Here is an 18670-nt window from a genome sequence, read left to right on the forward strand (position 1 = left end):
CAAAAAAATGCAAGGAAATTGTTTGAGTGCCTGGCACCTCATCTATCTTCATAAAAAAGACAAAAGGCATCAAGTTTTTGATGCCTTTTGCCATACGCTGAGCAAAGTTATAGAAGCTGATGTCTATTCAAAAAGGTTAAATTTATATGTGATGTGCGATCCCAGCAGATGGATACAGGGTGTCGTTCATCAAGATAAATAAGCTGTGTAGAAATGTTTTGAATTTCATCCGTCGTATCGATTAAGTGTGGTGATGGCTGTGGACATAAGGCAGTTTTAAAGAGAGCTTCCTTTAATGTCCACAGTTCATAAAATTTTTTTAATCGTAGCGGTTCTACAATTTCGTCAATGCTAGTTATTTCATTCTCTGTCATGGCATAGTGCATAACATCTTTCGTAACAGGCTTAATTTCCTCCACATCAATACCGACATGACCATTTTCCGTTACTGCTATGACAAGCCAATCTCCTGAATGGGAAAGATTAAAATCACCTCTCCAACCAACATCTCCTACAACATAAGGCCGACCATATTCGTTTCGAACAATCTGTACCTCTTGTGTAGCAGTCAATTGCTGAATTGCCCATCTGGAAATAATGCTTCCTAATAAGGCTCGTTGTCGGTCCTGCCACTGTTGGTATTGCAATATCCTGATTTGCTCATCAGGAGGCAGTTGCGCATAATACTTCGCCCATTCAAATGCTGTGAATTGTGGTCCAATGGGGAGTGCAAATACTTGTACGCCATTGAAACTTAACATTATCGAACTGCAACGGGTTTAGGTTCAGGGAAATAACCTAATTCGATACCATACGTAATCATCGTGCGGATAAAGGCTGAATTTGGTTCTGCACATACAATACCCGAGTTAACTAAAAAATCCTGTGTTTTTTCACTATTAAATATAAATGGCGAATCACTTGCGCCATCACCTTCAAGTTGTGCAATAGCTAATGATAAATATTCTTGTAATGCTTTAGGATGCTCCGAATTTAAAAGCCAATCTTCATATTCATTTGCCGAAACTATATCTAACTCATATCCCATGTCCTTTATTGCTTCAATAAAATCAAGATAGGCTAGGGGTACAGGGTTACATAGGTGGAAAATGTGCCCATTGGATTTTGGTTGGCGGGCTAATGCTATAAGTGCTTGGCTCGCATAATTGATTGGCGTAAAATCAACATGCCAATTAGCTGTCGGTGTTTTTCCTAAATGAAGCATCGATTTGATCATTCGGTAAAACGCATTATCATCTATATTGCGCTGGAATTTTCCTGTTTGGGAATGACATGTTAAATTGCCAACACGATAAATGGAAACCGGAATTTTATCGCTCACGGCATTTCTAACAAGATTTTCAGCCTCTAACTTACTTTGGGTATAAACATTTGTAAGTGAAACATCGTAATCAAATTCACCAAGTGCTTGCTTTTCTCCCCATTGTGTAGCCGCAAGTTCTTCAGGAATGCCAATTGTTGAAACATAGTGGAAATGCACACCTGCTTTACTTTTAGCAAGCTCGAGCAAGTATCTAGTCCCTTCAACATTGACATCATTAAAATGAGTGGCAGCCCCGAAATGTCTTACATCTGCACCACAATGAATAATTGCATCAATTTCCTTAGCAAGTGTACCGTAATCTTTATTTGATAAATTAAGTTTGTCTTTACTTAAATCACCTTGTATGACAGTCACTCGATTATGTAGCATTGCCACAATGTCTTCACCGAAATAAAATGCCATGCTATCTTTAAGTTTTTCATTAAGTGTTGTGTGTGCGCTTTGTCTAATTAAGCAGTAAATATGTGTATTTGTATTAATTAAAAGCTCATTTAAAATATGACTTCCTAAATAGCCTGTTGCACCGGTTAACAGCACAGCATTCATAGCTAAAGGTGTTGGTGTTTGCGCAACGGAAAGACGGCTTGGTTCCATCAAATCTTTACGAACAAAATCAATTTGTTGTTGTTGTGTATCATTAGTTTCTGGTTGGTAGTTACAAACATAATGATCTAGTTCGGCAATCGTTTGATATTGGAAAAAGTCTTGTATTTTTAAAAACGGAATATGCTTTTTCACTTGTACTAAAATTTCCAGTACTTTTAATGAATGCCCACCGATATGAAAGAAATTATCATGAATACCTACACGTTCAATACCGAGTACATGTTGCCAAGCTGTCGCTAGTAGCTTCTGTATTGGGTTCTCGGGTGCATCATAATGACTTGGTAGAGGTGCTGTTACCTCAATGGCCGCTAATTGCTTTCGATCGATTTTGCCAGTAGGGGACAAGGGCATTTTCTGCACTTCAATTAATCGTTCAGGTACCATATAATCTGGTAAATGACCTGCTAAATACTGTCTAATTGCTGTTTGTTCTTCCTTACTACCGCCAATTAAAGTGTAATAGGCAAACAAGCTATTATTTCCATCGTCCATTTTCTTAGCAAGTATAACGCCCTCTTGAATGCTAGGGTGATTACTTAATACCGTTTCAATTTCCCCTAGCTCAATTCGGAACCCTCTCACTTTAATTTGAGAATCTTTGCGTCCTACAAATTCAATTACACCGCTCGGTAATAAACGAACTAAATCACCTGTTCGATACATTAATCTTCCAGGTTCAATTGATAATATATGTGGGACAAACGCTTCGGCAGTTTTTTCTGGTTGATTTAAATAGCCAGCAGCTAGACCAGCACCAGCTATGTAAAGTTCCCCTGCTTCATTGACAGGGCAAAGCTGACCATCCTTATTGATAATATACATTTCGTAATTGGCGATAGGCTTACCAATAGGAATGCTTGATTGATGATCAATTACAGTATCCTTCACTTTATGGTAGGAGGACAACACTGTACATTCTGTTGGCCCATATACATTAATAATTTCAGTTGTTGTTCCGAATTTTTCTTGCCACTTTTGTATAACGGCAGGCATAAGTGCTTCTCCACCTACAGATAAATATTTTAGAGACGATAATTTATCTTGGTGTTCTATTGAGAGATGAGTAGCTAGCTGCGTAAAGAATGCATTAGGAATTGTGGCTGTTGTCACTTTTTCACGCTCAATCATTTCAGCAAATGCCTCTATTGATACGCGTTCAATACTTGTGAGCATATGTAATCGAGCGCCAGAGAAAAAAGCAGTAAATGTTTCAGTGACGGATGGATCAAAACTATAGGAGATAAATTGCGAAAAGACATCATATTTACTTGCTTGGTAGATTCTTTGATTGTCAGTAATTAAGTTGATCACAGATTCATGCTTAAGCATTACGCCTTTTGGCTTGCCTGTCGAGCCGGATGTATAAATAATATAGGCTAAATCAGCAGGGCTGAGATCGATATGGATATTGTTTATTGAAAATGTGATTTCCATTCGATTAAGTGTAAACACTTTACGAGTTTGGGCATCGTTATGTAGTAAATCATTAAGTAATTGAGTATGTTCTTCTTTTATTAATATAAATAACGCACCTGTATCGTTTAACAAGTACTGACAACGCTCTTTAGGATAGCTAGGATCAATCGGTACATATATACCACCTGCTTTTAGAACACCAAGTAAACTAATAATAGTTTCTTGACTACGTTCCATAACAATCGCCACTTTTTCACCTTTTTGCAAACCGTTGTCTCGGAGCATATGAGCGATTTGATTGGAGCGTTCATTGAGCTGACGATAGGTCATTGAGCCACCATTAAATGATAATGCAATTCTATCAGCAAACTGTTCTACAGCTTGATAAAATACTTCAGGTATTGTTTGATCTTTCGCATAAAAGGCTTTTGTTTGATTTAAAGCTTGATAAACTACTTTATCTGCTTCAGTTAACAATTGCGTACAATGAGCTGGTAGGGTTTGTTGCTCATTATAGTTCGTTTGATAATCTGCTGTAAGTAAATTAAGTTCTTTATTCAATCATCACAACTCCTATTTTTGAAAGTAGAGGGGCAGTGCCCAATTAGTGCAACTAGAAGTAAATATTATTGCTAGGAAATGACATGAATAAATGGCTCGCCGATGCTGTAGCATCGACGAGATTAATAAAGCTATAAGGTTTTTTTAGTACATCATTTCACAATAAAAGTCTTTACAACAGTTAATAATTCATCTGATAAATCTGTTAATACTTGTGCTTCTTCTGAAACTCTTTGCACCGTGTTGAGCTGAGTAGCAGATGTTTCGGCTACTGTGCTTGTATTGTTTCTAGAATTTTCAGAGAATTGCTCCATATCTTGAACAGCTGATGTAACCTCTTCCATACCAGCTGCCATTTCCTCAATAGTAGCCGATAATTCTTGAATCTGACCAGTAACATGATGTATTGAAGTTAAAATTTGGCCAAATGATTTTTCGGAATCATTGATCATTATTAAGCCATTGTCCACTTCCTCTACCGCATGTATCATGACATTTACTGATTCATTAGTATCGTGTTGAATACGCGAGATTAGCGTAGAAATTTCTCTTGCTGATGCCTCTGATTGCTCTGCCAACTTGCGCACCTCGTCAGCGACTACAGCAAAACCACTTCCTGCTTCACCTGCACGAGCAGCCTCTATCGCCGCATTTAATGCAAGTAAATTTGTTTGGGAAGCGATACCTGTAATAATACCAACGATCTCTTGGATTTTATTTGAGTGTTCACCTAGCATTTTGACAGATGATGCCGATTGATTTACAGCTTTACTAATTGCATTCATTTGAGCGACAGATTTGTTCGTTGAATCGTTACCTTTTTCCGCTTCCTCAGATGCAAGAATAGAGGATTCAGAAATCTGATTAGATGTCATGGCAATACGTTGAATACCAATGCTCATTTCCTCAATCGTAACTGAACTTTCTTTTGCCTTTTGAACTTGTAAATCCGCAACACTTGCTATTTCTTGCATCGATGAAGCTACACTATTATAAGAATCCGTTGCTTCCTGCATATTACTTGATAAAACTTGTGCAGTATTTGAAACACGTGAAGAAACATTTGTTGCGCTTTGAATGACTGTTTGTAAACTTCCAATCATTACATTAAAATTATTTGTTAGCACGCCAATTTCATCATTTGATTGAACAGGTAAAGGTTCTAGCTCCAAGTTACCTTCAGCAACTTTTTTAGATTGTAAGGATAGCTGTTGGATAGGCGTTAGTTTCTTTTTTAATAGTGAGTAAACGACGATGGAAGACCCAATAAGGAATAAAACAGTAATTAACAGAACCCACATTGCTTCCGAAAGTGCTTTAGCAGTTACCATCGATACATCATAGTCAATGGCATACGCAGCTAACATTGAACCATCGTCATCTAATATCGGAGTAAGCCCTGTTTTATAGCTTCCAAACTCATCTTTATAGATCTCTGTAGCAGTTGCCTCTTTTGTTTCAAAAACTTCTTTTATTCTTGCAAGGAAATCTGGAGAGAGACCCATGGCGATCATATCTTGGTTATATTCTGCCCCAACTTCAAGAACACTTGAGGATAAAACCGGTGCATTAATATTTTCACCATCTACTGTAATAAGAAAGAGATTGGTAATAATATCTGATTTATCATTGATGGCATCCATTTCTTCTGTTAAACGAACGACATCATTATTATTAGCATTTGGTTGTTGCAGTGCAGATTTCAATGCTTTTTGATCTATTGTCTTTGATAAAATCATGCCTTTATCATAGAGGGATTCATCCATATCTTTTAAGTTACTGTTTTTCACTATATAATAGGAAAATCCCATAGTAACTAATCCAAATAGCAATAAAATACCAACCATTGTGAAAGTTAATTTCTTGCTAATTGACATTTGCTGCTTCTTACTTTTCTTCATACTCTTCCTCCTAAAATTGTAAAAAACATATTTCAAGTGAAAAAGGGACGGCCGATAATGAGAAAGCCAAATGTAATGGGAATAGTACAATGTTACAATTGACCGTCATGATAATTTCATATATAGAAGTACATTCCTATACTTTTTATCATTATTTCATTGTTAGTAAAATAATCCATTCATCCCCTAACCATAAACAACTATACTGCCAAAAAATACGATTCACAACCCAAAAATCCTACTATTTCAACTGTGAAATTTCGAGGTGCGAATTAAAAATATAGTGTTTTTATAACAGGGATTAACGGGGTTCTGGCATATTATTAATAGAAAATACACTAATAATAGTATAATTTGTTTCTAGTAACCAACTTTTAAAATTACTAAATGTTATTATAGACAAATATTATTACAATTGTTTGAAAAAAGTTGTGTATACTTTGTGTAAAAGAAAATAAAAAAAGGTTTTCCACTCGTTCATAACTGAACTTATGGAAAGCCTTTTTTATTATCTCGGGTTACCAAAGATGCCAGGTAAAATGTTGGGAAGGCCTGGAGGTAGTATGGGTGGGAGACCAGGTAATTGACCACCAGGGTATTGTCCACCAGGGTATGGCATAGGCGGGAACGGTTGTGGGTATGGACGTGGTGGATATGGTTGAGGTGGATATGGTTGAGGTGGATATGGTTGTGGCGGATAAGGACGTGGTGGATATGGCTGTGGTGGGTACGGTTGAGGTGGATATGGTTGCGGATATGGTGGAGGGTATGGAGGTGGATACGGTGGTGGATATGAGCCACCACCAGGAGGGTAACCTGTCCCTGCTGCTGTAATTTGGCTAACATCAACTGTTATGACTTGACCAGAATCTAATTGAATTTCGGCTGTTCTTCCGTCTTTTCCAAATGTTCGAATCAATGTGCCTGAATATGTGCCAGTAGGGAGCGTAACCCATATTTTCATACCGGGTCGGAACTGTTGATTAAAATCTTCGGGAGCTAATCTAGGATTGACCAATGAAACACACCTTTCTTCATTTTTCTTCTCTAACATATGTCCCGTAATGTATTTGTCATAGGCAAATGGCTCAATATAAAAACAAGTATAGGATATTAAATTTAAAATTGTTATAAAATATAACGATATTCATTATAATAAGAAGAAAAGACTTAAAGGGTGTTTCGATGGCTATTATAAAAATTAAGAAAATAAAGGTACAAAACTTAAGGAATGTACGAAATGGTGAGCTAACATTAGCAGTGGATTTTGCTTCGCTTATGAAAGCGAATGTTGTTGGCGTGTATGGGCAAAACGGTTCTGGGAAAACGACGATTGTTGATGCATTTAGCTTATTAAAGACGATTATTTCTGGTTGGATTGCTGAAGTGAAATTACCATCACAAGACAAGCGTTTAATCATGGCAGGAGAAAACACTGCTACTATTGATTTTGAATTTCTAGTGGACAATCAATTTGGTACATTTTTTGTGAACTACTATGTAACATTGCGTGAGGATGAAAAACGGCTATATATTATTGCAGAGCGGCTCACATATAGAGAAGATGAAAAAGGAAAACGATCAAAAGTTTTAGTAAGTGTCACAGATGAGGACGTTCAAATTCGAAAAAGCTTTTTACGAGATATGAGTGAAAAAATGCGTATAAAAACGCTTGTTATTCAACAACTAGCGCGAAAACAATATATGTCATTTATCTTCCATAAAGATTTAAAGCCATTGCTACAAGAAAAGCTATCAGAATTAGAAATGCAGTTGCTTCATAATTTAGCGATTGATTTTAATCGAGATTTACATGTTATCAACAATCAAAATATCGCGCCTTTATTTGAAGAACGCAGTATGCCCTTTAGTATCCATCTTGAAAAAACGCGTGGCTCCATTCCATATGATTTGAAAGGGCCAGCATTACTGCCTAAAAATGCTTTCAATGTATTATGTGAAGTGATAGAGCAAAGCAATCAAGTATTATCGACTATTATTCCTGGACTCACTATTAAGATTCATGTCATTACAGAGCAATTATTAGATAATGGTGAAAAGGGAATCCGATTTGAGTTTCTATCGCAACGGGGAGATCGGGAATTGCCATTGCGAACAGAATCAGAAGGGATTTTAAAAATTATCTCTGTGCTTAGTGTACTAATAGCTGTTTACAATAATCCAACTGCTTGTGTTGTGATCGATGAATTAGATTCTGGCGTTTTTGAATATTTGTTAGGCGAGTTGTTAACAGTGATTGATGAGGGCGGAAAAGGGCAACTTATTTTTACGTCCCACAATTTACGTGTGTTAGAGGTGCTTGCCATTAAAAACTTATGGTTTACAACAACGAATGAGAATTACCGATATATGCAGCTAAAAGGTATTAAAGAGGTCAATAATGCACGAGATGTCTATTTACGCGCTATACAGCTAGGTGGACAGGATGAAGAGGTTTATAAAGAAACGAAAACGTTCAAAATTAAACGTGCTTTTAGAAAAGCTGGTGTGCAACATGACTAAAAAAGTGCTTTTAGTGATTGTAGAAGGACAAACAGAGCAAATAATTTTAGAGGATTTTTTAGATGAGCATTTTGCCGATTCGACCATCCGCTTTGATGTGCAACGTGAGGATATTTTGACGAAATGGGATGCGAAAAAGCGAATCCCCAATATTAAAAATAGTGTCAGCCGAGTCATTCATAATTATCTAGAAAAGTATAAGTTTTTAGCGAAAGATTTATCGGCAGTCATTCATATTACGGATGCAGATGGTTGTTTTATCGCTCCAGAGTTTGTCAAAATCAATGCAGATATCGAACAGAATCTCTATTATACTGAGGACGCCATTTTTGTAAAAACAGAGAGACGTAAAGAGCAAATTGAACAGCGCAATGAAATGAAGGCTAATAACGTTAAGATTTTGCTTGCAAATGACCATTTTAGTATTGATCGATTAAAAGTACCTTACCAGTTGTTTTATTTTGCTACAAATTTAGAGCACGTATTATGGAATGAGCGCAATGAAGTCGCCACGGAAAAAGTGCTAAAAGCAGATGAATTTATGGAAAACTTATCGGGCTCTATTAAAGAGTATCTTTTGGAATTTCTGCATGTAGATACAGCACTATCTTACCGAGAAAAAATGAAAGAAAGTTGGGCGTACTTAACAAAGGAATGTAATTCTTTGCAACGCAGTACGAATGTGCCATTGTTATTTGAAATGATTACGTCCAATGCGCATAAATAAAATACAAAAACCTCTCATTAAAATTGAGAGGTTTTTTCGCCTTTTTTCATCAAACTGCTGTTGATTTCCGCTACGGGCGGAAAGGGAGCGCCTGGAAAGAAAATCAACGAATAATGTTGGCAAAGAAATTTCCACTTTATGACCATGAAAAGGATAAAAAATGATACTACTGCGGCTGATTTCTATTGCGTGGGGGCGATTTCCACGGGCACACGTGAGCTGTTGTCGCAGAAGTCTACATTCATAGCAAAGAAATTGTTTGAGTGCCTGGCACTTCACGTCAACGGGCGGAAAGGGAGAGCCTGGAACGGAAATTAACGGCAAAAGTCTTCTGTAATTATTTGTACTAAAAATTGATTGTGCTACAGATGTGATTGCTTCAAGGTGACATGTTTTCTTATTTTATATCATAAGCTTTATGGCTATGGTTTCATTACGTAAAAAGGAGGCAAATCGCATTCAAATACATGTTGTACGAGCAGGAGAGTCCTTATATGGAATTGCAAATGCGTATGGCACAACGGTTCAAAGTATAGTAGATGCCAATCAAATTCCAGACCCTAATCGATTAGTTGTTGGCCAAGCACTTGTAATTCCAATCGTCGGTAGCTTTTATTATGTACAGCCTGGGGATAGTTTATGGTCTATAGGGCAACGCTTTGGGATTAATTATTTAACACTTGCACAGGTCAATGGCATAAATCCAAACCAGACTTTATCAGTTGGTTTGCGTCTTTATATTCCACCAGCACCGAAAACGAGAGCAGAAACATTGGCGTATTTAGAGCCAAGAGGGACAGCCGTTAGTGAAGCATTATTAAATTCAGCCCGAGAAGCATCTCCTTATTTAACTTATCTTGCCTTATTTAGCTATGAAGCACGGAGAGACGGGACATTGAAGCAACCTCCAAGAAACGGTGTGTCTGAAATTACGAAAGACTCAGGAGCAGCTGTTGCAATGGTTGTATCGAATTTGGAGAACTTTCAATTTAGTGGCGACCTTGCAAGAGATATTTTCCAAAGTACGGCAGTGCAAGATTTACTTTTTGACAATATTCTTAAAGAAGCAAGGCGTTTAGAAAGCATTAAAGATATCCATTTTGACTTTGAAAATTTGCCCCCTGATCAGCGGGAAGCGTATAACAATTTTTTAAGAAGAGCAGTGGAGCGGTTCCATGCAGAGGGTTATACGGTTTCGACAGCACTTGCCCCAAAAACAAGTGCGAATCAAAAAGGGCCATGGATTGAAGCACATGATTATAAAGCACATGGTGAGATTGTGGACTTCGTATTGCTGATGACCTATGAATGGGGCTATTCTGCTGGTCCCCCTATGGCTGTTTCGCCAATTCGCGAAGTTGAGGCCGTTGTCAAATATGCTGTATCAGAAATACCACCAAGTAAAATATTGCTTGGACAAAACTTATATGGCTATGATTGGACACTGCCGTTTGTACAAGGAGGTCCATATGCAGAGGCTGTAAGTCCGCAAAGGGCTATTGAGATTGCCAAAAAATATAATGCAGCTATCCAATATGATTGGAATGCACAAGCACCATTCTTTGAATATTATGATGAGCAAGGAAGAGCGCATATAGTCTGGTTTGAAGATGCACGGTCGATTCAAGCGAAATTTAATTTAATTAAGCAGTACAAGCTTAGAGGCATAGGTTACTGGAAGCTTGGGCTACCGTTCCCGCAAAATTGGTTATTGATAGACTCAAATTTTAATGTGGTGAAGAAATGACATTGATAGGGATAATGGTATACCCAATCTATTTTCTTCTTATTGGAAATAATCTGTAAATACTATTTCCTATTTTGGGAATATAATATATAATTAGGTAAATTGTATTTTAGGAGGGATATTTTGGGTAAATTTAAAAAATTGGGGATTATTCTAACGTCTACTGCATTTTCTGTCGGAGTACTTTCTCCAATGGCACAAGCTTCTGCTAATGTTAAGGATTCTCCAGAGAGAATAGAGATTCAAGTAGCCTTAACAGAAACAAAGGTAACAAAAAGTACACTTATAAAAAAATTCCGTGAGCTTTTCCCAGAAAAGTTCAATTTTTTAACAGATAATGATTTTTATACGGGGCGTGGACATTACTATAACGATGATAAAACAATCCGTTATGATTTGAGTTTCCAAAAAACAGTAAATGGTAAAGATGTGTATGGTAGTATTACTTTTATGGGTGATGATTTAGAGCTTGAAAGCTTCTATTACCAGCCAGCTAATGTGGCAGATGCGCTATATCCTGCTAAATATTCGAAGGATGACGCACAAAAAATTGCACAGGATTTCTTAAAGAAATTCCCGAATACAGCAAACTATAAATTACAAGAAAATGATTTTGATTATGGATTTAATTACACTCGCCCATTATCAGAGCCAATTACTTATTCATTCTCATATGCACCGACACATAACGGTGTAACGCTTAGCAACCACACAATTTCTATTGGTGTACTTGCTAATGGAGAAGTTGTACAAGTATATCGCAATTCAAATGTATCTAAAAAGGCAACGTTCGATGGTGTAGAACAGAAAAAGAGCGAAGCAGATGTTCTAGCACAAGTTCGTGATAACTTTGCTGTAGAGTTACGTTATTATTTAGACTATAACTATCCATCTGATAAGCGTGAAGTGAAGCTAGTGTATATGCCAACATCAAGCTTCTATGGTGTACATGCATTAACAGGACAATGGCAAACAGCAAATGGCTTCGTGGCACAAGCACCAAGAGTAAAAGGTGTTGAAAAGCTATCTTCAGAACAACTTAATCCGAGAAAACCTGGTATGACGGTTGAAGAAGTAGAGGAATTTGCAAAATCCTTCTTAAAAGTGGACCCTGATAAGGCAAAGCTACAAATTGATATGGTTGATGAAAGAGAAAATGAAAATGGTGAAACACTTTACTCTGTAAATTACATGTACATGTATGAGAATGGTGGTTCTGGTGCTTCATTTGAAATTAATAAGGCAACTGGTGAAATTACACAATACTATGACATCAGTAGAGATTTCATGCTGACAGATAAAAAAGCAGAAAAGATTACGAAAGATGCTGCGTTGGCGAAGGCTATTGACTACTTAAAAGAGTGGGCTCCGTCCTATATCCATAACTATGCAAAACCGTTAGATGATTATGGATATGATAATTATAGCAACCAATATGGCTTCTCATTCCCGCGTATTGTAAACGGAATTCCTGTTGTTGGTGATGAAATTTATGTGAGCGTCGGTACAGACGGTTCATTACGTGGATTAAACATTAATCAACAAAAAATTGATAACTGGCCATCTGTAAGTAAGGTAGTCTCAGCTGATAAGGCAAAGGAAACATTTAGCGATGCGTTAAAGCTGAAGTTACAGTACACTAAACAGGATAAAGAAGATAGCAATCATTATGATTTAGTGTATGCACCTTCATATGAGGGCAGCATATATAATCAAATTGATGCACTAACAGGCAAATGGGTAAGTAGTGCCGATGATTCAAATAATAAACCGCAAATTTCTCACCCAACAGCTGCAGAGGAATTAAACTACTTGTTAGCACAAAATGTGTTGGAAGTGAAAGATCCAGCAAGCTTTAATGCTGATACAGCTATAACGAAGGGTGAAGCGTTAAAAATTATTCTTAAATCATTGACATATGGCTACTATGGATATGGAAATGAAGAAGAAACATATCAATCGTTTAATAATATTGATCCTAAACATCCGTTATATGCAATAGTTGAACAAGCAGTAAGAATGGGCGTTTTACAACCAGAAGATGAATTTGCTGTCGATGCGACATTGACTCGTCAAGAGCTTGCAGAATGGTTTATTCGTGTACTACGTTTAGAAAGTGCTGCAAAGCATAACGACATTTACAAGTTAAACTTCGCTGATGCAGGTTCTATTGATCCAGCATATGCAGGTTACGTAGCATTAGCGAGTGCAATGGGCTTAATCGATGCACAACAAAACAACTTTAATGCAACTGAAAAAGTAAGTTATGCAGATTTAGCTGTTTCAACACTTCGCTTAGCTCGTGCCATTCATGAAAATAATACTGGTCGCAATTACTTCTATTAATATGAATTGATTGACGGTTTTCCATCTAAATAGATGAGAAAAAGGGTATCTCCTAATTTAAGGAGATATCTTTTTTCGTTTATTTCATGATTTTTTAGGGAAGAATACTAACAGAAAAGGAGTGGAACATGATGCGTAATTATAAAATGTTATTAGTATTCTCAGTAGCAGCTGGATTACTTTATGGCTGTAATAAGGATGAGGTAAAGGATGTACCTACGAATGCTCCAACAGAGCAAAACACTAATCAACAGGCTGGTGAAAATGTAACGGATCAAGTGCCCTTTAACTTTATAGAATTTTCATTGGACGTTGATTATTCAGCAACAGAATCATATGAGGTTGAATATGAAAATAAGAAGAACGGTATAGAGGCTAAATTGGAAGATGACCGCAATAATGAAAAAATTCAAGGCGATGAGGCTTATACGAAGTTAGAACCATTATTTAAGCAACTAACTTTCGATTCTACAACATCGAATGATGAAGTAATTGACCAAGTCATTAAAGTGTTTAATATTACAGATGACTATCAATCGATTGAGGTAGAAGTAGAGTTTGCTGATGGAACAGAAAAAGAATTTAAACGATTGAAATAATAGAAGCTCCCTATACACTAATTTGTATAGGGGCTTTTTAGCTTTTGAAAAGGATTTTTTATTTAATAATATTAATTTAAATAAAAATGATTGCTGTTAGGGAATATCTGTGATATTATTATCTCGAATTAAAGATATTCAATTTCGAGGTAAATAGAAAGAGGGCATCTTATGAAGGAAGAAAATCGGTGTTTAAAAGCTTTTACGATTATGTTCCGTGCTTATCAATCAATTCAGGATGCGACAAAAAAAGATTTGCTTCAATATGATTTAAACCAGACTGAATTTGGGGTATTGGATTTTTTGTACCACCACGGCGAGCAGCCAATTCAAGTAATTGGTAAGAAAATTTTAATTGCAAGTAGTAGTATTACGTACGTTATTGATAAGCTGGAGCAAAAAGGTTTTGTTTGTCGACGTGCTTGTCCTAAAGATCGTCGTGTTACCTATGCATTGTTAACAGATGAGGGACAGGTCTTAATGGATAGAATTTTTCCACTCCATGAACAAAAGATCAATGAAATTTTTGAAGTATTAGACCAACAGGAGTTGGAAACAATGAATGTAGCTTTGAAAAAGGTCGGTCTTAATGCCATTAATAAATAAAATTTTTTTAAACATATATCTCGAATTCGAGATAAATAGGAGGAACTTAATATGAATCATTTAAAAGGAATTCACCATGTAACTGCTATTACAAGTAGCGCAGAAGAAAATTATAAATTTTTCACGTATGTACTAGGCATGCGTTTAGTTAAAAAAACAGTAAATCAGGACGATATTCAAACATATCACTTATTTTTTGCAGATGACAAGGGTAGTGCTGGAACAGATATGACATTCTTTGACTTCCCAAACATACCAAAAGGTGTACATGGGACAAACGAAATTTCTAAAACATCATTCCGAGTGCCAACAGATGCAGCATTAGCATACTGGGTAAAACGATTTGAGCGCTTAAATGTCAAACATACAGGCATAAAAGAACAATTCGGCAAGCAAACATTATCATTTGTTGATTTTGACGATCAGCAGTATCAACTAATTTCTGATGAAAACAACAAAGGAGTTGCTACAGGTACACCTTGGCAAGATGGTCCTATCCCACTAGAATACGCTATTACAGGATTAGGTCCAATATTTGTGCGTGTTGCGAATTTTGACTATTTCAAAGAAATGCTAGAAAAAGTAATGCTCTTCACAGAAATTACAGCTGAAGGAGACTTCCACTTATTTGAGGTCGGAGAGGGAGGCAACGGTGCACAAATTGTTGTGGAATATAACACAATCCTGCCAGCAGCTCGTCAAGGTTTTGGTACTGTGCATCACGCAGCATTTCGCGTAGCAGATCGTGCTGTTTTAAATGAGTGGACAGAACGATTAGAAGGCTTTGGTTTCAATACATCTGGTTATGTTAACCGTCACTTCTTTGAATCGCTATATGCACGTGTAGCACCACAAATCTTATTTGAATGGGCGACAGACGGCCCTGGTTTTATGGGTGATGAGCCCTATGAAACATTGGGGGAAAAACTATCATTACCGCCTTTCTTAGAGCCTAAACGTGCACAAATTGAAGGGCTTGTTCGTCCAATTGATACTGTAAGAAGTACGGTTTCATTTGAAAAAGAATATGAGTAAGGTGTCATTTATTCTTAAGGAACACAATTTTACTAAAGCATAATGGATGATTGGAGTACGTCAACATGGAATTTACAAAGTTAATTGATAAACGTCGATCGGCAAATAATTTTATAGACGGTGTTGTAATGACGGAGGAGGATATCCGACCGATTTTAGAGGACGTCAAGCTTGCACCTTCAGCATTCAACTTGCAACATACAGAATATATCGTTGTGTTAGATCAAGAATTGAAAGAGAGAGTTCGCGAGGCTGCATATGGACAATATAAAGTACATTCAGCTTCCGGAGTTATTTTAGTACTAGGCGATAAGGAAGCATACAAGCAAACGGCTCACATTAGTCAAGGGATGGTTGATCTAGGCATTATTACAAACTATGAACTTGAAGGACTCATTGATGATAATGCGAAGTTTTACGAAGAACGTGGTGAGGAGTTTATGAAGGAAGACGCGATTCGTAACGCATCACTTTCAGCTATGCTCTTTATGTTAGCAGCAAAAAATCGAGGCTGGGATACATGTCCGATGATTGGTTTTGATCAACAGCAAATGCGCGCATTATTCAATGTACCAGCAACACATGAGATTGTCTTGATGATGACAATTGGCAAGGAAAAGGAAAGTAGTCACCGCTTACGTGGGTATCGTAAACCAGTTGAAGAATTTGCAACCTATTATTAGGGCGGTATAAAATAAAATAGCTTAACAAATATTAATGGCAGTAACCATTTAGGAGGAAACAACATGAAAGTAGTAGCAATCGTAGGTAGTATCCGTAAAGAATCTTATAATATGCAATTAGCAAAATTTATTCAAAAACGTTATACAGAAAAGCTTGAACTAGAAGTATTGAGCTTACGCGATTTACCAATGTATGATCAAGATATCGAAAATGAAGCACCACAAACAGTACTAGATTTTAAAGCAAAAGTAAAAGCGGCTGACGCGGTACTTTGGTTAACACCAGAATATAATGGAACTGTGCCAGGGGTTATGGTGAACGCTATTGACTGGCTATCTCGTGTAGACAAAGTAATGGTTGGCAAACCATCGTTCATGATGGGAGCATCAATGGGTAATTTAGGTACTGTTAAAGCACAATTACATTTACGTGATATTTTATTCTCACCTGGAATTAATTCTCCATTACTTAGTGGTAATGATGTATATATCGGTGCTGTACACACGAAATTTGATGCTGAAGGCAATTTAACAGATGAAGGTACTGTGAAATTCCTTGATACAGTAATTGAAAACTTCTTAGACTGGGTTAAAAAATATATTTAATAAAAAGATGCCAATAAGTATACGACATACTTATTGGCTCTTTTTTATAAAGACCCAAGTATCAGCGGCTCCTTAATCGTAAAAATCCACTACGCTTTCCGCGGGCACGATGTAAGCCACAACCGTCGCTGTCGCGCCGCCTGTTGTGTCTTACTTTACGTGCGTTCCCGCAGGAGTCTACGTGGATTTTTACTTAGTTATAAACATCTTGAAGTTTTCAGAATTGTGTGTGTGCCTGACACCTCTTTTATATTCCTAGCATAATTCCGGCTCCTCAATCGTAAAAATCCACTACGCTTTCCGCGGGCACGATGTAAGCCACAACCGTCGCTGTCGCGCCGCTTGTTGTGTCTTACATTGCGTGCGTTCCCGCAGGAGTCTACGTGGATTTTTACTAAGTTATAAACATCTTGGAGTTTTCAGAATTGTGTGGGTGCCTGGCACGTTTCTTTATGATTGCTACATATATAAATGCCATATGATGATGAAAAATTAGTGGGCGTGAAGTCTTTATTTTATAATATTTATAAAAGTATCTTTCTTCTGCATAAAATCTTCACACTTACACGTTATCATTTTGAAATATAGGTGGTTAAGGCATGAAAAAACTTTCATTAAAGCTTGGAATAATCTTTTTTATTACATTGTTTTGTATAGAAACATTTATGATGTTTTTTTTACATGTTTCTTTGACTAACTCGCGTGTTGAAGAAGAATTAATAAACTTGCAGACAACTGGTAATTCACATCGAACGATATTAGAGCAAAATTTCGATGAGGAGACGTTATCACATATATTATTAATGGAATCAAGAGAAAATACAGACGTTGTCATCACAGATAATGTTGGAACAATTTTAGCTGCTTCATCTTCACACCCTGAAATACACGTTTATTTAAAGAAGCTCAAGGGTAGGGTGCCTTATAGTGGTCAGGTATTAGAGAAAAATTGGCAGGATGAAAAATATATTGCAACGATTAGTCCTATTCTTAAACAGCAAAAGACTGTTGGCTATGTGTTTATGTTTCAAAATACAGATTCCATCCATGCGTTAATGGAACGACTAAACAAACATTTTCTAATTGTCGGCCTCGTTTCGGCATTGGTGACGATCGCCGTCATTATTGTGTTATCTCGAAAATTAGCCCAACCATTAATGGCTATGAAGGAAGCGACGTTGAAAATGAATAAAGGAGATTTTACTGTCGCCCTTTCGACTAATGGCAAAGATGAATTAAGCGATCTTGCGAATGCCATACAACAGTTATCCGATGATTTAAATCATTTAAGAGAGGAAAGAAAGGAGTTTTTAGCAAGTATTGCGCATGAGCTAAGAACACCTATTACCTTTATAAAAGGCTATTCAGATATTCTTTACAAGCGAGATTTAACGGAGCAGGATCGCCAAAAATATTTAGGCATTATTATTGAAGAAATGAATCGGCTCTCAACGTTAATTAAAGACTTATTTGATTTAGCAAAAATGGATGAAAACGCATTTGTAATTAACAAAGAACGTCTTCAATTGGATGAATTAGTGGCAAGTATCGAAGTAAAGCTAAGACCTGCTTTTCAGGAAAAAGAGATACACTTGTTTGTTCAATGTGAAAAGGGATTAACATTAATGGCCGATTCAGTAAGGCTAGAGCAAATTATTTTGAATCTGTTAAATAATGCATTAACTTATTGTTCATCTGGAGATTCTACTTTTTTTATAGTAAAAAGGCAAAATAACTTACTAAAAATCATTGTTAAAGATACTGGAAAGGGGATTCCGAAGAAGGAATTACCTTATATTTTTGAACGTTTTTATAGGGTTGAAAAATCTCGTGCACGTGCACATGGAGGTATGGGATTAGGTCTTGCTATTGTTAGAGAGCTTGTCCATGCACACGGAGGGGAAGTAACCGTTGTTAGTGAGGAAAACAAAGGGACTACTTTTGAATTATTATTTAAGGGGTAGGAACA

General features: G+C 36.8%; 14 protein-coding genes. 10 read left to right on the top strand and 4 right to left on the bottom strand.

What is annotated here, in order from left to right; translation table 11 throughout:
- Nucleotides 1-107 precede the first annotated feature (107 nt).
- The 4 genes from NSQ74_RS06095 to NSQ74_RS06110 all read right to left on the bottom strand — a co-directional run bounded on the left by NSQ74_RS06095 (nucleotide 108) and on the right by NSQ74_RS06110 (nucleotide 6847).
- Complete coding sequence (locus tag NSQ74_RS06095) at nucleotides 108-761, bottom strand: 4'-phosphopantetheinyl transferase family protein (RefSeq protein WP_340822122.1); 654 nt, start codon at nucleotides 759-761, stop codon at nucleotides 108-110.
- Nucleotides 761-3928: a non-ribosomal peptide synthetase family protein gene (locus tag NSQ74_RS06100; RefSeq protein WP_340822124.1), complete on the bottom strand. Its 3168-nt coding sequence runs from the start codon at nucleotides 3926-3928 to the stop codon at nucleotides 761-763. Before NSQ74_RS06100 ends, NSQ74_RS06095 begins: the two co-directional genes overlap by 1 nt.
- Nucleotides 3929-4080: 152 nt before the next feature.
- The gene (locus tag NSQ74_RS06105) at nucleotides 4081-5829 is read right to left on the bottom strand and encodes a methyl-accepting chemotaxis protein (RefSeq protein ID WP_340822126.1); all 1749 of its coding nucleotides are present in this window, start codon (nucleotides 5827-5829) and stop codon (nucleotides 4081-4083) included.
- Between the two features lie 508 nt (nucleotides 5830-6337).
- Entirely contained in the window at nucleotides 6338-6847 is a 510-nt protein-coding gene (locus tag NSQ74_RS06110) for a hypothetical protein (RefSeq protein ID WP_340822128.1), read from the bottom strand.
- A gap of 167 nt (nucleotides 6848-7014) precedes the next feature.
- Here NSQ74_RS06110 and NSQ74_RS06115 point away from each other — a divergent pair, with 167 nt between their 5' ends.
- From NSQ74_RS06115 to NSQ74_RS06160, 10 genes are all read left to right on the top strand, one after another.
- On the top strand, nucleotides 7015-8352 hold the full coding sequence (locus NSQ74_RS06115) for an AAA family ATPase (protein ID WP_340822129.1): 1338 nt from the start codon (nucleotides 7015-7017) through the stop codon (nucleotides 8350-8352).
- Nucleotides 8345-9079 (top strand): hypothetical protein, encoded by a 735-nt coding sequence (locus NSQ74_RS06120; RefSeq protein ID WP_340822130.1) that lies wholly within the window; start codon nucleotides 8345-8347, stop codon nucleotides 9077-9079. The genes NSQ74_RS06115 and NSQ74_RS06120 overlap by 8 nt, the downstream gene beginning before the upstream one ends.
- 424 nt (nucleotides 9080-9503) lie before the next feature.
- The gene (locus tag NSQ74_RS06125; RefSeq protein WP_340822131.1) at nucleotides 9504-10826 is read left to right on the top strand and encodes a glycoside hydrolase family 18 protein; all 1323 of its coding nucleotides are present in this window, start codon (nucleotides 9504-9506) and stop codon (nucleotides 10824-10826) included.
- A 123-nt stretch (nucleotides 10827-10949) separates the two neighbouring features.
- Entirely contained in the window at nucleotides 10950-13172 is a 2223-nt protein-coding gene (locus NSQ74_RS06130; RefSeq protein WP_340822133.1) for a YcdB/YcdC domain-containing protein, read from the top strand.
- A gap of 128 nt (nucleotides 13173-13300) precedes the next feature.
- On the top strand, nucleotides 13301-13771 hold the full coding sequence (locus tag NSQ74_RS06135; protein ID WP_340822134.1) for a YusW family protein: 471 nt from the start codon (nucleotides 13301-13303) through the stop codon (nucleotides 13769-13771).
- A 171-nt stretch (nucleotides 13772-13942) separates the two neighbouring features.
- The gene (locus NSQ74_RS06140) at nucleotides 13943-14377 is read left to right on the top strand and encodes a MarR family winged helix-turn-helix transcriptional regulator (protein ID WP_340822136.1); all 435 of its coding nucleotides are present in this window, start codon (nucleotides 13943-13945) and stop codon (nucleotides 14375-14377) included.
- Nucleotides 14378-14428: 51 nt separating this feature from the next.
- Nucleotides 14429-15412 carry a ring-cleaving dioxygenase gene (locus NSQ74_RS06145; RefSeq protein WP_340822137.1) on the top strand — a complete coding sequence of 328 codons (984 nt, stop codon included), beginning with the start codon at nucleotides 14429-14431 and terminating at the stop codon, nucleotides 15410-15412.
- A 65-nt stretch (nucleotides 15413-15477) separates the two neighbouring features.
- Nucleotides 15478-16095 (top strand): nitroreductase family protein, encoded by a 618-nt coding sequence (locus tag NSQ74_RS06150; protein WP_340822138.1) that lies wholly within the window; start codon nucleotides 15478-15480, stop codon nucleotides 16093-16095.
- 63 nt (nucleotides 16096-16158) lie between these two features.
- Nucleotides 16159-16701 (top strand): NADPH-dependent FMN reductase, encoded by a 543-nt coding sequence (locus NSQ74_RS06155; protein ID WP_340822139.1) that lies wholly within the window; start codon nucleotides 16159-16161, stop codon nucleotides 16699-16701.
- 599 nt (nucleotides 16702-17300) lie between these two features.
- Nucleotides 17301-18665: a sensor histidine kinase gene (locus tag NSQ74_RS06160; RefSeq protein ID WP_340822141.1), complete on the top strand. Its 1365-nt coding sequence runs from the start codon at nucleotides 17301-17303 to the stop codon at nucleotides 18663-18665.
- The last annotated feature ends 5 nt before the right edge of the window (nucleotides 18666-18670 follow it).

The organism is Lysinibacillus sp. FSL W8-0992 (assembly GCF_038008685.1).
Classification (GTDB): domain Bacteria; phylum Bacillota; class Bacilli; order Bacillales_A; family Planococcaceae; genus Lysinibacillus.

Excerpts from the sequence above, each read along its gene's own strand:
- NSQ74_RS06095 (WP_340822122.1), bottom strand. The coding sequence starts at position 761 with ATGTTAAGTTTCAATGGCGTACAAGTATTTGCACTCCCCATTGGACCA.
- NSQ74_RS06125 (WP_340822131.1), top strand. The coding sequence starts at position 9,504 with ATGGTTTCATTACGTAAAAAGGAGGCAAATCGCATTCAAATACATGTT.
- NSQ74_RS06145 (WP_340822137.1), top strand. The coding sequence starts at position 14,429 with ATGAATCATTTAAAAGGAATTCACCATGTAACTGCTATTACAAGTAGC.
- NSQ74_RS06140 (WP_340822136.1), top strand. The coding sequence starts at position 13,943 with ATGAAGGAAGAAAATCGGTGTTTAAAAGCTTTTACGATTATGTTCCGT.
- NSQ74_RS06120 (WP_340822130.1), top strand. The coding sequence starts at position 8,345 with ATGACTAAAAAAGTGCTTTTAGTGATTGTAGAAGGACAAACAGAGCAA.
- NSQ74_RS06160 (WP_340822141.1), top strand. The coding sequence starts at position 17,301 with ATGAAAAAACTTTCATTAAAGCTTGGAATAATCTTTTTTATTACATTG.
- NSQ74_RS06150 (WP_340822138.1), top strand. The coding sequence starts at position 15,478 with ATGGAATTTACAAAGTTAATTGATAAACGTCGATCGGCAAATAATTTT.
- NSQ74_RS06155 (WP_340822139.1), top strand. The coding sequence starts at position 16,159 with ATGAAAGTAGTAGCAATCGTAGGTAGTATCCGTAAAGAATCTTATAAT.
- NSQ74_RS06135 (WP_340822134.1), top strand. The coding sequence starts at position 13,301 with ATGATGCGTAATTATAAAATGTTATTAGTATTCTCAGTAGCAGCTGGA.
- NSQ74_RS06105 (WP_340822126.1), bottom strand. The coding sequence starts at position 5,829 with ATGAAGAAAAGTAAGAAGCAGCAAATGTCAATTAGCAAGAAATTAACT.
- NSQ74_RS06115 (WP_340822129.1), top strand. The coding sequence starts at position 7,015 with ATGGCTATTATAAAAATTAAGAAAATAAAGGTACAAAACTTAAGGAAT.